At 67.4% G+C, this 13,683-nt stretch carries 17 protein-coding genes and 1 pseudogene; 10 read left to right on the forward strand and 8 right to left on the reverse strand.

Features of this window, described 5'->3' with window-relative positions; translation table 11 throughout:
• Positions 1–360: 360 nt before the first annotated feature.
• The 4 genes from A3Q40_RS14425 to A3Q40_RS14440 all read left to right on the forward strand — a co-directional run bounded on the left by A3Q40_RS14425 (position 361) and on the right by A3Q40_RS14440 (position 3,618).
• Positions 361–1,776, forward strand: coding sequence for a sugar porter family MFS transporter (locus A3Q40_RS14425; RefSeq protein ID WP_068103171.1), 1,416 nt, complete (start codon positions 361–363; stop codon positions 1,774–1,776).
• Between the two features lie 64 nt (positions 1,777–1,840).
• On the forward strand, positions 1,841–2,191 hold the full coding sequence (locus A3Q40_RS14430) for a universal stress protein (RefSeq protein WP_068103173.1): 351 nt from the start codon (positions 1,841–1,843) through the stop codon (positions 2,189–2,191).
• 209 nt (positions 2,192–2,400) lie between these two features.
• Positions 2,401–2,619 carry a hypothetical protein gene (locus A3Q40_RS14435; protein ID WP_068103174.1) on the forward strand — a complete coding sequence of 73 codons (219 nt, stop codon included), beginning with the start codon at positions 2,401–2,403 and terminating at the stop codon, positions 2,617–2,619.
• A gap of 153 nt (positions 2,620–2,772) precedes the next feature.
• Entirely contained in the window at positions 2,773–3,618 is an 846-nt protein-coding gene (locus A3Q40_RS14440; RefSeq protein WP_235606313.1) for an endo alpha-1,4 polygalactosaminidase, read from the forward strand.
• An 84-nt stretch (positions 3,619–3,702) separates the two neighbouring features.
• Here A3Q40_RS14440 and A3Q40_RS14445 read toward each other — a convergent pair whose 3' ends face one another.
• Entirely contained in the window at positions 3,703–4,242 is a 540-nt protein-coding gene (locus tag A3Q40_RS14445; RefSeq protein WP_068103176.1) for a TetR/AcrR family transcriptional regulator, read from the reverse strand.
• 96 nt (positions 4,243–4,338) lie between these two features.
• Between A3Q40_RS14445 and A3Q40_RS14450 the strand changes: the two genes are divergently transcribed.
• Positions 4,339–5,907 carry an MFS transporter gene (locus A3Q40_RS14450; protein ID WP_068103178.1) on the forward strand — a complete coding sequence of 523 codons (1,569 nt, stop codon included), beginning with the start codon at positions 4,339–4,341 and terminating at the stop codon, positions 5,905–5,907.
• Positions 5,908–6,215: 308 nt separating this feature from the next.
• Here the strand turns inward: A3Q40_RS14450 and A3Q40_RS21020 are convergent, their stop codons facing one another.
• The 4 genes and pseudogenes from A3Q40_RS21020 to A3Q40_RS14460 form a co-directional block, all read right to left on the reverse strand.
• Positions 6,216–6,350, reverse strand: coding sequence for a hypothetical protein (locus A3Q40_RS21020; RefSeq protein ID WP_256365862.1), 135 nt, complete (start codon positions 6,348–6,350; stop codon positions 6,216–6,218).
• Positions 6,351–6,439: 89 nt separating this feature from the next.
• Positions 6,440–6,619, reverse strand: a pseudogene (locus A3Q40_RS21120) (class II aldolase/adducin family protein); the annotation flags it as partial.
• Between the two features lie 65 nt (positions 6,620–6,684).
• On the reverse strand, positions 6,685–7,596 hold the full coding sequence (locus A3Q40_RS14455; RefSeq protein WP_068103180.1) for an alpha/beta hydrolase: 912 nt from the start codon (positions 7,594–7,596) through the stop codon (positions 6,685–6,687).
• Positions 7,593–8,561 (reverse strand): enoyl-CoA hydratase/isomerase family protein, encoded by a 969-nt coding sequence (locus A3Q40_RS14460; protein ID WP_068103181.1) that lies wholly within the window; start codon positions 8,559–8,561, stop codon positions 7,593–7,595. The genes A3Q40_RS14455 and A3Q40_RS14460 overlap by 4 nt, the downstream gene beginning before the upstream one ends.
• 114 nt (positions 8,562–8,675) lie before the next feature.
• On the opposite strand from A3Q40_RS14460, the gene A3Q40_RS14465 reads away from it, so the two are divergent.
• The 4 genes from A3Q40_RS14465 to A3Q40_RS14480 all read left to right on the forward strand — a co-directional run bounded on the left by A3Q40_RS14465 (position 8,676) and on the right by A3Q40_RS14480 (position 11,391).
• Positions 8,676–9,350, forward strand: coding sequence for a TetR-like C-terminal domain-containing protein (locus A3Q40_RS14465; protein ID WP_068103183.1), 675 nt, complete (start codon positions 8,676–8,678; stop codon positions 9,348–9,350).
• A gap of 64 nt (positions 9,351–9,414) precedes the next feature.
• Entirely contained in the window at positions 9,415–10,347 is a 933-nt protein-coding gene (locus A3Q40_RS14470; RefSeq protein ID WP_082834169.1) for a short-chain dehydrogenase/reductase, read from the forward strand.
• A gap of 426 nt (positions 10,348–10,773) precedes the next feature.
• The gene (locus A3Q40_RS14475) at positions 10,774–11,178 is read left to right on the forward strand and encodes a hypothetical protein (protein ID WP_068103185.1); all 405 of its coding nucleotides are present in this window, start codon (positions 10,774–10,776) and stop codon (positions 11,176–11,178) included.
• 6 nt (positions 11,179–11,184) lie between these two features.
• Positions 11,185–11,391, forward strand: a complete 207-nt coding sequence (locus tag A3Q40_RS14480) for a helix-turn-helix transcriptional regulator (protein ID WP_068103187.1) — start codon at positions 11,185–11,187, stop codon at positions 11,389–11,391.
• Positions 11,392–11,420: 29 nt separating this feature from the next.
• Here A3Q40_RS14480 and A3Q40_RS14485 read toward each other — a convergent pair whose 3' ends face one another.
• Positions 11,421–12,056, reverse strand: a complete 636-nt coding sequence (locus A3Q40_RS14485; RefSeq protein ID WP_068103189.1) for a TetR/AcrR family transcriptional regulator — start codon at positions 12,054–12,056, stop codon at positions 11,421–11,423.
• Between the two features lie 213 nt (positions 12,057–12,269).
• The gene (locus A3Q40_RS20890; RefSeq protein WP_157889595.1) at positions 12,270–12,521 is read right to left on the reverse strand and encodes a hypothetical protein; all 252 of its coding nucleotides are present in this window, start codon (positions 12,519–12,521) and stop codon (positions 12,270–12,272) included.
• Between the two features lie 296 nt (positions 12,522–12,817).
• Here A3Q40_RS20890 and A3Q40_RS14495 point away from each other — a divergent pair, with 296 nt between their 5' ends.
• Positions 12,818–13,204 carry a hypothetical protein gene (locus A3Q40_RS14495; RefSeq protein WP_068103192.1) on the forward strand — a complete coding sequence of 129 codons (387 nt, stop codon included), beginning with the start codon at positions 12,818–12,820 and terminating at the stop codon, positions 13,202–13,204.
• Between the two features lie 127 nt (positions 13,205–13,331).
• On the opposite strand, the gene A3Q40_RS20300 is transcribed toward A3Q40_RS14495, so the two are convergent.
• Positions 13,332–13,619 (reverse strand): hypothetical protein, encoded by a 288-nt coding sequence (locus tag A3Q40_RS20300; RefSeq protein WP_157889596.1) that lies wholly within the window; start codon positions 13,617–13,619, stop codon positions 13,332–13,334.
• Positions 13,620–13,683 lie beyond the last annotated feature (64 nt).

Raw genomic sequence — 13,683 nt, forward strand, 5'->3', positions numbered from 1 at the left:
GTCGAGAACGTGGTCGACGCACTCGGTGACGCGGACGGGACCGACCCGAGCGAGCGCGCCGACTGCATCGCCGCGGCAGTCGAGGCCGTCGAGCGGATCCGGCACCCCACGCCTGCCCTCCTCGGTGAGGCGAGCACACCGCGGCGACGCCGCCGACCGTGAGCCGTTTCCGCGGACCGCTCCTGCCGTTGCGGGCGGTGCGCCTTCCGCACGAGCACAGGCTGTCCGCGGGAACGGGTTCGCGGCACAGGGGATTCGAGGGGTCGTGGCTGTGCGACCGTTCCGGATTCACCTCCGTGTGACGCCTGTCGCACATCCTGATATGTTCGGACATAAGTACATTTCCGAACGAGGGACGACATGGACACTCGAGGCAGCACTCCGGTCGGTGGACTTCCGCCGGACAGCGCCGGACCCCACTCCCGCCGGCTGGGCATCATCGCGGTCGTCGCGACCTTCGGCGGTCTGCTGTTCGGCTACGACACCGGCGTCATCAACGGTGCCCTCGAACCACTGAAGGACGACCTGTCCTTGACGGCGTTCACGGAGGGGTTCGTCGTCAGCATCCTGATCTTCGGCGCGGCGATCGGCGCCTTGGTGGGCGGACGCCTGTCGGACCGTTTCGGGCGTCGGCACAACATTCTTCTCCTGGCCGGGGTGTTCGTCGTCGGCACGCTCGGCTGCGTCCTCGCTCCCAACTGGGAAGTACTCGCCGTGTTCCGCTTCGTGCTCGGTCTCGCCGTCGGCGGGGCGTCGGCCACGGTGCCGGTGTACCTCGCCGAGGTCTCGCCCTTCGAGAAGCGCGGGTCGCTGGTGACCCGTAACGAGGTCATGATCGTCAGCGGCCAGTTCGCCGCCTTCGTGATCAACGCGATCATCTTCAACGTCTGGGGTGAGCATCAGTCGGTGTGGCGGTTCATGTTGCTCGTCGCCGTGCTCCCCGCGATCGCTCTCTTCATCGGCATGCTGCGTATGCCCGAGAGTCCTCGGTGGCTCGTGGCGCAAGGACGGGACGACGAGGCCCTCGCGGTCCTGCGTCAGGTCCGCTCGCCCGAGCGAGCCGAGGCCGAGATGGCCGAGGTGTACGCGCTCGCGGAGGAGGAGAAGGTCTCGCAGACCGGGGGCACCACGGATCTGTCGGTGCGCTGGATCCGGCGTCTGATCGTCATCGGCGTGGGCCTGGGGGTGTTCCAGCAGTTCACGGGCATCAACTCGGTGATGTACTACGGGACCCAGCTGTTGGCCGACGCGGGTTTCGACAGCAACTCGGCGATCATCGCCAACACGCTCAACGGCCTCTTCAGCGTGCTCGGCATCACCGTGGGTCTGCTCATCATGAACAAGGTCGACCGCCGCACCATGCTGATCGCCGGCTTCTCGCTGACCACCTTCTTCCACCTGCTGGTCGGCCTCTCCGCCCTGCTTCTTCCCGACGGAACGGCCAAGGCCTACTTCATCCTGGTGTTCGTGGTGCTGTTCGTCTTCTGCATGCAGGGCACCATCGGTCCCCTCGTCTGGCTGATGCTGGCCGAGATCTTCCCGCTGAAGATTCGCAGTTTCGCCATCGGCATCTGCGTCTTCATGCTGTGGATCGCGAATGCCGCAGTGGCTCTGGCGTTCCCGCCCGTGGTGAATGCGCTCGGCATCGCTCCGACGTTCTTCGTCTTCGTGGCCCTCGGACTCCTGGCCCTGCTCTTCATCACCACGCAGGTGCCGGAGACCCGCGGTCGGACGCTCGAAGAACTCGAGGATCAGTTCCGCCGCGAGTACTCCTGATCGTGCGACGAGATCGTCCGGCTCCGACACCCCGCCTCTCGAACCGACGACGAAAGGACCCCCGATGACCGTGCTGGTGGCCGTCACCGACAACGACGAGGGACGTGCAGCGTTGCGCGCGGCGGTCGAGGAAGCCGCGATGATGAGCACGACCGTTCTCGCGATGAATCTCGGCCTGGTCGACCTGGACGTCTCCGAGTACGGCGGTTCGATCGAGGTGATTCACCGCGTCGGTCGCGAGGATCGAGATCCCGTGGTGGCGGTGCTCGACGAACTGGACGAGCACCCCGACGTCACCCGTCTGGTGATCGGCATCCGGAAGCGGAGCCGGGTCGGGAAAGCCCTGCTGGGCAGCACGAGTCAGCGGCTGCTCATGCTCTCGCCCGTCCCGGTGCTCACCGTCCGTCCGCAGTAGGCGCCCGTCGTCCTGTCGTGCCGTCGCAGGGACGCACCACCCGGCCCGACCTGCGTGGCAGCACACGACAGCTCCCCGTCGCCGGGAAACCGCCGATCGAGGCGTCCTGTGAACCACCGGGCATGGGGTTCGAGCCCCCAGCACGTCACGCACGAGGCCGACACGCAGGACGTCAGACGCCGTCCCACGGTGGGCGGGGCCGACGGCCGGTGGGTGAGTTCGTCACGATCAAGGCCCTCCTGCGCAGCTCGGGCGGGAGCATCGCGCGCCAGCGGCGGGCGGTCTCGGGGTCGGCCGTGGTCCACAGCGCGGTCACCAATTCGGGGTGGACGCGGAACCTCGGGTGCACTCACGCCCAGGGCTACCTCTACGGCCGCCCGTCCGCCGATGTGCGCGGCCGAACGGACAAGCCGACGACGGCGCGGTGATCGGAGGTTAGACTCCGACCGTCATCGGAGGGTCCAGCAGAACGCGCGTCTGCACCGGTCGCCAGAGAGCAGCTCGAGGCGGGGCATCCGAACCGATTGCGAGGCGCTGTGGTCCGGCCCTTCTCCCGTGCTGTCCTCCCCATCTCGGCCTGCGTGCTCGTCTCCGTGTCGGGGTGTTCCCTCGGCGACGACGCGGACGCCGGACAGGGCGACGACACCGTCACCGCCGACACCACCGGCAGTTCTGTCGTCGGCCACGGCGGTGTCACGCTGCCGCTCCCCGGCTCCGCGTTCGACTACCAGCTCGGCGGAGGGTATCCCCCGCCGCCCGGCGTGACGGTGGTCGCCCGCGATCGCATGGATGGACCCGCGAACGCCGGGTACGACATCTGCTACGTCAACGGTTTCCAGACGCAGCCGGCGGAGTCCGAGTCCTTCGCCGACGCGAATCCCGATCTGGTGCTGCGGGTCGACGGCGAGCCGCTGGTGGACCCCGGGTGGCCGGACGAGTACGTCTACGACACCTCCACCGACGCCAAGCGTTCCGCCCTCGCGGCCGTCGTCGCTCCGTGGATCGAGCAATGCCGGACCGACGGCTACGACGCGGTGGAGATCGACAACCTCGACTCCTACACCCGCTCGAACGGCATGCTGAGCGCCGATGACAATGTGGCAATGGCTCGACTGTTCGCCGACACCGCTCACCGGGCGGGCCTGGCCATCGCCCAGAAGAACACGGCCGATCGGGCGGGCGAACTTCGGAGCGCAGGATACGATTTCGCGATCACCGAGTCCTGCATCGAGTTCGAGGAATGTGCGGACTACACGGAGCACTACGACGTCGTCCTGGACATCGAGTACACGGACGAGCTGGGTCGTGACTCCTTCGACATGGCGTGCGCGAACACGGACCCTGCGCTCTCGGTGATCCTGCGCGATCACGACCTCGTGCAGCCCGGCGACGAGGGCTACGTCTTCGACCGCTGTCCCTCTTCCTGATCGGCGGCGCCAGGAGCAGTTGCCGACCGTCGAATCACGGAGTGCCGCAGATCGTGTCGTCGTCGAACACCCACGGCCCGCCGGTCACGAGCGAGAATCGACGAGTCTCTGCGCAACTGCGATCAACGCGTCGATGTCGTCGGGCGTCCGGCCGTTCGGGCCGGCCGATGCGGCGGCGAAGTAGAGGCCGTCCCCCATGAGCAGCACGGCCTCGGCCACGGCAGGATCGGCGATTTGCTCGTTCAACGCATCGAGCCACGATTGCCGGATCCGCTGCAGGGTCTGCTGCGCGACCGCATTCGCCCCTTGACTGAGCCGCATGGTGGCCACCACGGCACGGTCGACGGGGGTGTCGTGGAACGTCGAGGTCCGGAGGTGGTAGACCGCTGCGCCCTCGGGGTGAGCTCGCATCCGTCGAACGTCTTCGGCCGCCAGTTCCTCGACGACTCCCATCAGCCCGTCCACCAGGGCTTCCTTGCTGGGAAAGTGGTACATCAGGCCGCCCTTCGAGATCCCGGCCGCGGCTGCCACCGCATCCAGCGTCGCTGCCTTCTCGCCCTGCTCGAGGACGAGCTTGACGAAAGCGTTCAGCGACTTCTCACGCGCGACGGGAGGAGGGGGCACGGGCCGATGTTACGGGTCGAGCACGGCGTTGGATCGTTACTACGCCATCTGGTCGGTACAGTAACGGAGACACCCACTCACCGAGGACGGCGGCACATGTCAGAACTCACCCATCCCCCGACCGAGACCCGGCAACCCCGGGGCAGAACAGCCGGACCGCGCGAATGGTGCGCCCTCGCCGTCCTGATGCTTCCCGTGCTGATCATCGCCATCGACAACACGGTGCTGTCCTTTGCTCTACCTTCGATTGCCGAATCCCTGCAACCCACAGGGACGCAACAGCTCTGGATCATCGATGCCTACCCGCTGGTGTTGGCGGGGCTGCTCGTCGCGATGGGAAGCCTGGGCGATCGCATCGGACGGCGTCGACTGCTTCTCGTCGGCGCGACCGGCTTCGCGGCCGTATCCGTTGTCGCGGCTTACTCCCAGTCCGCGGACATGCTGATCGCCGCGCGCGTCGGCCTCGGCCTGTTCGGTGCCACCCTGATGCCCGCGACCCTGTCGCTGCTGCGCAACCTGTTCACCGATCGATCCGAGCGCCGCCTGGCCATCGCGATCTGGTCGGCCTCGATCGGTGCGGGAGCGGCCATGGGGCCGGTCGTCGGCGGGTTCTTGCTCGAACACTTCTGGTGGGGCTCGGTGTTCCTGTTCGCGGTCCCCCTTCTCGTTCCCCTGTTGCTGCTGGCCCCCGTTCTGGTGCCCGAATCCAAAGATCCGGATCCCGCCCGTGTCGACGCGGTCAGCATCGCCCTGTCCCTGCTCGCGCTGACCCCGATCGTCTACGCGATCAAGGATTCGGCGAACGGTGGAAGTTGGTCGGGGACCGCCGTACCCGCGCTGATCGGCGCGCTGGCCGCATGGCTGTTCGTTCGCCGTCAGCTCCGGCGACCCGACCCCATGTTCGACGTCCGCCTGTTCACCGTGCCGGCCTTCGCCGGGGCCGTGGTGGTCAACCTGCTCTCGATCTTCGCGCTCGTCGGCTTCCTGTACTTCGTCTCGCAACACCTTCAGCTCGTCGTCGGGCTGAGCCCGATGCAGGCGGGTCTTCGCTTGGTGCCCGGCATCCTGGCGATGATCGCTGCCGGTCTTCTGGCGGTGCCCCTGGCGCGGGTACTGCGGCCGGCGGTGATCATCTCCGGGGGAATGACCCTGGCGGCGCTCGGGTACGGAACGATCGCGGTGTTCGCCGAGCCGACAGCGCTGTGGCCCTTCGTGATCGCGTTCGCGATCCTCGGTGGAGGTATCGGAGTGGCCGAGACCATCTCCAACGACATGATCCTGTCGACGGCTCCCCCGGAGAAGGCCGGTGCCGCGGCCGCGATCTCCGAGACGGCCTACGAGATCGGTGCCGTCACGGGCACGTCGGTACTCGGCGCGATCCTGCTGGCGAAGTACCGCGCCGACGTCGACACACCCGAGAACTCCGGAGCGGACACGTCGGCGGCGAGGGAAACTCTCGGTGGCGCCCGCACCGTGGCGGACCGACTGCCGACCGACCAGGCCGACGGACTGCTCGACTCGGCCGCGAACGCCTTCACCGGCGGAGTGGTCGTCACGTCTGCCGTCGCCGCATGCCTGATGGTCGTCGCCGGCGGCGCCGCGTGGCTGATCATGCGGGCGATCCCTGCCGGCCAACGGGCCGATGCCGGGGAGAACGTCGTGTGATGGGTGTCCCGGGTGGCCGATCGGATCGCGCGAGCGCGGATCCCGAGGAAGAACAGTATGGCGGCCGGGTGCGCGGCCACCATGATCACGACCAGCGCGCCCGCGGGTAGGGAGGTCGACGCGACGAGTAGTGCGCGCCGGGAGGCCACGACCACGAACACGCCCGGCAATACTCACGAGACGATGGATCCCGCTGCACGAACCGCGAGCACGATCGAGCCGGCGCCCCAGGGGCACCGCAACGAGTACCGGCCGTACCCATCGACCGTCGCGGTTCGTGCGCGCTCACCGGACATCGCGCCTCGGCCTCACGGGCCGGCGGGACGATCGATGCTGCCCACCGGAGCTCTGGGCGCACGCCGGGCCGGGTCACCTCTATCGAAGACGTTGAATTCGTTCTCGGTGACCGGCGTGGTGACGCGGCCGTGCAGCAGCAGATACACCTTGGCCGTTCCTTCAGTTCTTCGAGTGCGTCGGCGGCAGAGTGGAGATCGACGCCGGCAACGACGGGTCCGTGAGCCAAGCACGACACGGCGACCGAGTGTGTGCTGGGGGTGTGCACGACCGCCCCGGAGCCCGGTCGCGCCCGGTACATCGCGAGGTGGAGGAAGGACTCCTTGGTGGGCGCGGCGCCGTCGTGGTGGCGGCTCGGACGAGTAGATCGGGCGGCCGAAGTCGCCGGACTCGAGCAGCAGAGCGATCGGAGCTCCATCCACGGTGGCCGTGCACCAGAGCACCCCGTCGTCGGCGGCCCGTCGGTCGGTCGGCGCGGCTACGTCATCCGGTACCTCCAGGCTCGAGATGTGCTGCGAGGAAGGCCGTCTGATCGGCGACGAGCTCGTCGAACACCACACCGGTGTAGAAGTCGAAATGACCCGCCACGTACCGTTTCACCCGGGCCCGCCGTGCCGTCGTGGCGTAGCGCAAGGTCGGGCCGGCGGGTGTGACCGAGTCGGAGTTGCTCACACAGACGAACACCGGAAACGTGATCGAGCGAAGTCGTCGTCCGGGCCGGTAGCCGAGAATCGTCGGAACCACCCTCGCGGCGGCGGCATTGACGAACGGGACGTCCGCCGGGGAGATCTCGGCGTAGCCGGGCAACGCGTCCGGTGCAGTCATCAGACCGACCTCTCCGGGCCGGGCGGCGATCGGAACGGTCACCGGCCGTCGGCCCGACACCGTGGCGATCAGATCGCTCACCACGTACGGCAGCAGCTTCAGTGTCTCGGCGGGTCTCGTCGCCATCGCCGATGCAACACCGTCGGTGAACGGGCACTGCGCCACCACGGCGCGGAGTTCCGGGTGCCGCGACGCGACGGTGAGAGCGTGACCGCCGCCGAACGAGCTGCCCCACAGAGCTACTCGTGATCCGTCCACGTCCGAACGGCCCCGCACGAAGGCGAGCGCCCCCTCCCAGTCCTGAAGTTGGCGGCGGATAGACAGCAACTGCCGAGGTGCACCGTCGCTGTCACCGAAGTGGCGGTAGGTGAAGGCCAATGCCGCGATTCCCGCCTGCGCGAAGCGTTCGGCGAAAGCGTCGAGGCGCATCTCTCGCGTGCCCCCGAGACCGTGTCCGAGGACGACCACCGGGGGCGGTGTGACGGCACCGGTCGGCAAGTACAGCCACGCGCGGCAGCGCTCGCCCCCCGACAGGAACGAGACGTCGATTCTGGTGGTGGACGCGGTCATCGGTCCCGCTCCGCCCTCTGCTTCGGGACGTACCCCGCGGCCAGGGCCTGTGCATAGACCTCGGAATCGTAGAGGGGTAGCTCGCCCAGCGCCTCCGTCGATGCCATGTAGTCGAGCATCAACTCCTGCGCGCGCGCCGACGGCATGAGAGAGATGAACTCGGCGTTCTCTTTCGCGAGTCCGTCCTCGATCGGCATCGAACCACCGAGGTAGACGGACCGTTTGATCGCCCCGATGGCCTCTTTCGACCGTGCCCCGAAGTGCTGGGCCAACTCGAGAGCCTTGTCCATCAGCTGCTCGCGCGGGACGACTGCGTCGACCGCCCCGACTTCGAGCGCCGTCGCCGGGGTGAACGGCTTTCCCTCCATGATCGCCGTGAGCGCGCGATGCTGCCCGATGAGCCGGGCGAGACGTTGCGTTCCACCGCCACCGGGCGGAAAGCCGAGCAAGACCTCGGGCTGACCGATCACCGAGTCGTCGTCGACCATCACACGCAGGTCACAGGCCCACGCGAGTTCGGCGCCGAGCCCGAGAGCGGAGCCGTTCAGCGCGGCGACCACCACCACACCACTCGAATTCATCTTGAGGAACGTCGCATGCAGGCGATCCAGCTGCACTGCTCCCCAGATCGGCGTTCTACTGACCACCCCTTCGAGGAGGCGTCCGCGGTCGGCATGCCTCGCCGTCCGCATGAGTGCCGACGCCACCGTCGGGCTGAGCTTCGGTGTTGCCGCACCCTCCGACTGCAGCCAGAAGACGTCGGCGTGACTGGCGAACCGGGTGGGGTGGTTGCCGGTGAGGATCATGGCGTGAATGGACGGGTCGGCGTCCGCCCGCTCGACCAGGACATCGAGCTGGTTGGCCAGTTCGAGGCCGAACAGCTGATGCTCGCCCCCGTCGATCGTGACGACCATGACCGGTCCGCACCGGTCGACCGTCAACGTCCCGCCGGAATGATCGGACATTGCTGTCCCCTCTCGTGACCCCCGCCCGGGCGGTGGGGTGTCGAGTCACGATAATTTGGTTATCGGCTTCCGCGCAAGCTCTTTGGTGGAGTACGGGTGATAGCGTCGAGCCGCATGTCAACCGAGAACTCCCGAATCCCCGACGCAAGGGATCGCCTCCTCGATGCCGCTGTCGACATTCTCGCGACCGATGGCCCCGGCGAGATCAAGGCACGGCGACTCGCCGGCGCCACGGGAATGTCCACGATGATGGTGTATTCGACGTTCGGCGGAATTCCCGGCCTCATCGATGCAGTACGCGAGCGCGGGTTCGTCGATCTCTGTGAAGCTTTCGCCCGAATCGCCCCTACCGAGGATCCCGTCGCCGACCTCTTCGCCCAGGCTCTGACCTGTCGGGAGTTCGCCAAGAGCAATCCGCATCTCTACGACCTGATGTTCGGACTCTCGGTGCGCTTCTACCGCCCCGTCGCCGACACGGGTGCCCGCAGTGGGCGTTCGACGGCCTTCGCCGAGGCGAACGCGCTCGTGATCGCCGTCGCGAGAAGACTCGTCGCCGCGCGCCCTTGCATCGACGAGTCGCCCGAAGCCATCACCGCGCAACTATGGTGTTTCGTCCACGGCTTCGTCTCCCTCGAGGTCGCCGGCCACTTCGCAGAATTCGGCGACCCCGTTGCCGAGGTGTTCGTCCCGCTGGGCATCAAGTTCGTCGTCGCCATCGGCGACGACCCCGCGTCGGCTGCCTCCTCCCACCGCGCCGGGCGGATGGCGTGGGAGAGCGCCACCGGCTGAAGCCCCACCCGGGCGAGGACCAAAACCTCTTGCGGACAATCTATAACAAGATTATTGTGCGGTGGTGGCACAGTCTTCGCACGACCTGACCGGCACGAGAATCATCGTCACCGGCGCCGCGCGCGGTCTGGGCGAACACATCGCGCGCCGAGCGGTGGCCCGCGGCGCACGCGTCGGACTCATCGGACTCGAGCCCGACGCTCTCGAGAAGCTGGCCCACCCCCTGGGTCCGGCCACGGTTTGGCGCGAGGCCGACGTCCGTGACGGTGTCGCGCTGAGACGGGCCATGGACGAGTGCGCCTCCGAGCTCGGCGGTGTCGACGTCGTCGTCGCCAATGCAGGCGTTCTCGCCTACGGCACGATCGCACAGATCGACGAGACGGCGTTCGAGCGCGTCATCGACATCAACCTGACCGGAACCTTCCGCACCGCGAAGTACGCCACACCTCATTTGATCGCATCGCGAGGTCACCTGCTCGTGGTTGCCTCGGCGTTGTCGTTCCTCGCCATCGGGTCGATGGCGAGCTACAACGCGAGCAAGGCAGGTGCGGAAATGCTCGCTCTCGCCTACCGAACGGAGGTCGCTCACCACGGTGTGACGGTCGGCATCGCCCACCCGTCTTGGGTCGACACGGACATCACACGCGGTATCGACTCCGACATCCCGTCGTTCGCGGAACTCAAGCGCCGCCTGCCCTACCCCGGCAACGCGACGACGACGGTCGACGCGGCCGCGACGTCGATCGTGGACGGCCTCGCCGGTCGCAAGAGTCGCATCTACGTGCCACGGGCGACGATTCTCGCAGCCGTGGGGAAGTCGTTTCTGCACTCACCGGTCGTGTGGCCGCTGGCTCGTCGACTGGCCATCGCGACCATTCCCCGAATCGAGGCCGACATCGACCGCCTGGGGCGCGTCGACCAGCACCTGCCCACGGCACCATCGCCGACATCGACGCAGTGCCCGACCTCGACCGGCACATCGTGTCCCCGCCCGTGATCGGGGGTTGAATTCCCACCGCCATCGGAGAGCCCAGCAGACAGGATGCCGTCACCGCCGACGCCACCTGGACTCACAACGCCTCAACCGACAACGACATCGACGCCGCTCGACGAGCAAGTCTGACGGACGACGAGATCTGGGACCTGGGTGCGATCACGGCGTTCTTCGCTGCGTCGAACCGTCTCGCACATCCGGCCGGGGTCAAGCTCAACGCCGAGTTCCACACCATGGGCCGGTGAGATCGACCGCGACACCCGCCCTTGCGTCAAGCTCGCTTGACATGCGACCCTGTCGGCGAGCGTCAAGCACGCTTGACATCGAACGAAGGGGACCGCAGTGGACGACGAGCCGGGAACCGACACCGCGTCGACAGCAGACGCGTCACAAAGCCGTTGGGGCCGAACGACGCTCGGCCCCAAACACGTGTCCGCCCTGTGGTTGGCGATTCCGACCGGTGCCGTCGTCGCGGTGGTGGTCGCGGTCGTCGTCGTGGACACCGGTTCCATCGGCACTCCCGCCGGCGTCGGACAGCTCGCCATGGCGTTCGCCTTCGGCTGGGCCGCAGCCGGCCTGGCCTGGGTGGTGGCGGTCGACAGGAACACGATCTCCGGCGCTCCGCGAGATCCCGATCGGTCGATCGAGAGCGTCTGGCACGATCGTGCGGCGAGCGGGGCGTTCACCGACGTCCTGCTCGTCACCGGAACGGCGGCGACCGTGGTGTCCTTGACCGGTTTCGACATGCCCGCCTCCGTGGCGCTCGCGTCGGTCCTCGTCGTGGCCATGGGCTCGTTCGGGCTGCGATACCTCGTCCTGCGGCGGCGAGGCTGAGGCGGAGTGCGGAACCGCGTCCCCGAGCTCCGGCGCGAGCGGGCCTGGTCGCAGCAGCAGTTGGCCGACGTTCTCGGCGTCTCGCGCCAGACCGTCATCTCCATCGAGCGCGGGCGCTTCGACCCCTCGCTCCCCCTGGCATTCCGTCTCGCTCGCGTCTTCGAGTGTCCGATCGAGGCCATATTCGACGACGGCGGAGCCACGGACATGTGACTGTCCGCCGGGATGCGATCCACCGACCCCTACTGGGGCGGCGACGCCAGGTGAGAGTCGATGGCCGTTCGGAGCCATCGCGCGACGGCGTCCGTCGACCAGCGCCGTTCGACGGTGAAGTAGCGGTGGGTCTGTGGACTGGTCAGATAGGAGAGCACGTCCGCGAACTCGTCGGTGTCGTCCGGGGGCAGTAGCTGCCGGCCCACGAACCACGGCATTCCGCGACGGATGTCGTCGATGCGGCGCAGTTCGCTGCGCTCGAGCTCCTCGCCGATCGAATGATCCGAATCCGCTGCGAGCGCAGCTGCGTGATGAAGATCGGCGATGCGACTGTTCGCCGAGACCACGAACTCGACGTACCCGTCGAGGGCGCGAGAGGTGTTCTCCTCCGCCATGATCGCGGCGAACTCCGGACGCGCGAGCAGCGAGACGTGCTCCTCGTCGCCGGTGAACGCACGCTGCAGGATCGCCGTCATCAGCGACGCTTTGCTCCCCTGGCCGTACACCGTCTGCACCGACACCCCGGCGGCAACCGCGACCTGCTGCAGCGTCGTCGAGGAATAGCCCTGGTCCACGAACAGCCGCTGTGCGGCGTCGAGCACGTCCGTCCTGGTCTGCGCTGCGGACTGCGCGCGGACCCGGGACTCGTACCTGCGAGTGCTCATCGCCCCCCTCCGTCCGCGGCGACGACAGCCGCCGCTCGACACAGTCCATCGTATCCGTTGCGCGAGGGCTTCTCCAACCAATAGAGTCCGACTCTATCGAACCGCCGACGCCCCGCCGCGACACCCGAGAAAGCCGGGAAGATGACCGCGATCCTGCTCTGCGCCACCCCCCTCGCCGGCCATGTCGGGCCGCTGACCACCCTCGGCGCGGACCTACGACGCCACGGATACGAGGTCCATCTCCTCACCGGGTCGAGGTTCGCCACGTCCGTCGACGCCGCCGGTCTTCACCACCACTCTCTCTCCGGAGCAGCCGATTTCGACGAGCGTGACCCCTCGACGTTCGTTCCTCACGCCGACCGGTACACCGGTCTGGCCCTCTCGCGCTACCAAGTCGAGCAGACCTTCGTCCGCCCGATCCCGGACCAAGCCGCAGCCGTCGAGCGTCTCGTCGGCGACCATCACGTCGACGCCGTCCTGACCGATGGAACGTTCGCCGGAGCACTCCCGCTGCTGAGCGTGCCGGCGCACCGTCGACCGCCCGTCCTCGGTGTCGGGGTCATGCCGCTCGTGCTTGTGTATGACCGGTCAATGACCACTGCGGTCTGCATTGGTGGCAACGATGTCTCATGGGTTGAACCTGCTGCCTTGGCCTAATAGCCCTGGTGTTCCCTGTGCCGTGCGGTCCGTTGAGAATGCTGGATCCAAGTGGACGATGCACGTACGCGTCCGGGCCTATCGTGAGATCGGAGGTGGATTGTATGGCGGCGTCGCACTCACGACCGGATCTCGATGCGTATTCCGAAGCAGCGTTGATGGGCCCCGCTGAGTTGACCGGAGCGCTCCGCGAAGTGCTCGGAGCAAAGCTGGTTGCCTACCTCGGTGGAGTGAGCGAAACCCGGATCACTAGGCAGTGGGCAGAGGGCGCCGTCGAGATAGACAGCCACGAGGTTATCGAGCGACTTCGGTTCGCGTATCGCGTCGCGCGACTGATTGCCGACCGCGACAATAAGGCGGTCGCGCAGGGCTGGTTCCAAGGGATGAACTGTGAACTCGACGATCGGTCGCCCGCCCAGGTGGTCCAACAAGGCCGCACCCTGGAGGACTGGTCGCTTGTTCTAGCCGCGGCCCGGAAGTTCGTGGCATAGCCCGCTGCACCGATACCGCTGCGTTCGAGTGGCAGGACTTCGCAGTGGTGCCGGTCGGCATACTTGTCGACCCGCACCACTGTCACGGCGGCGGGCCATGCCACGAAACGGCAGTAGCGGCTACAAGCTATGAAGCGTTTCGTCCGGCAACTTCGTCACGCCAGGTGTCGACGAGGTCGGGACGCAGCGCGGCCGGGCCGGTGAACCTAGGCCGGCTTCCTCGCTCAATCTGATTGCAGTAGTCCGCGAGGTGGTTAGCGTTCGCTGCACGCCAACCGTGGCCGATTGCCCAGGACCGGACCCCTTCCGCGGGCAGGGAGTACCCGGCGTCGCGGAGGGCGAGCAGGACCCCGACGACATCGCGCTTCTCATATCCTGCCTTGATCGTGTTGCTGTGGTTGATGACCAGCGTCATGCTCTCCAGTCCGCGAACGACGACCGGATCGAGATCGGTGCTCGCGCCATCGTCCTTCGCCCAG

Source organism: Rhodococcus sp. PBTS 1, from assembly GCF_001620025.1.
In the GTDB taxonomy this organism is placed as follows: domain Bacteria; phylum Actinomycetota; class Actinomycetes; order Mycobacteriales; family Mycobacteriaceae; genus Rhodococcoides; species Rhodococcoides kroppenstedtii.

Bases quoted from the DNA above. Each gene is read 5' to 3' on its own strand.
- A3Q40_RS14465 (WP_068103183.1), top strand. From the start codon at position 8,676: ATGTCAACCGAGAACTCCCGAATCCCCGACGCAAGGGATCGCCTCCTC.
- A3Q40_RS14425 (WP_068103171.1), top strand. From the start codon at position 361: ATGGACACTCGAGGCAGCACTCCGGTCGGTGGACTTCCGCCGGACAGC.
- A3Q40_RS14455 (WP_068103180.1), bottom strand. From the start codon at position 7,596: ATGACCGCGTCCACCACCAGAATCGACGTCTCGTTCCTGTCGGGGGGC.
- A3Q40_RS14460 (WP_068103181.1), bottom strand. From the start codon at position 8,561: ATGTCCGATCATTCCGGCGGGACGTTGACGGTCGACCGGTGCGGACCG.
- A3Q40_RS14430 (WP_068103173.1), top strand. From the start codon at position 1,841: ATGACCGTGCTGGTGGCCGTCACCGACAACGACGAGGGACGTGCAGCG.
- A3Q40_RS20300 (WP_157889596.1), bottom strand. From the start codon at position 13,619: ATGACGCTGGTCATCAACCACAGCAACACGATCAAGGCAGGATATGAG.
- A3Q40_RS14495 (WP_068103192.1), top strand. From the start codon at position 12,818: ATGGCGGCGTCGCACTCACGACCGGATCTCGATGCGTATTCCGAAGCA.
- A3Q40_RS14450 (WP_068103178.1), top strand. From the start codon at position 4,339: ATGTCAGAACTCACCCATCCCCCGACCGAGACCCGGCAACCCCGGGGC.
- A3Q40_RS14485 (WP_068103189.1), bottom strand. From the start codon at position 12,056: ATGAGCACTCGCAGGTACGAGTCCCGGGTCCGCGCGCAGTCCGCAGCG.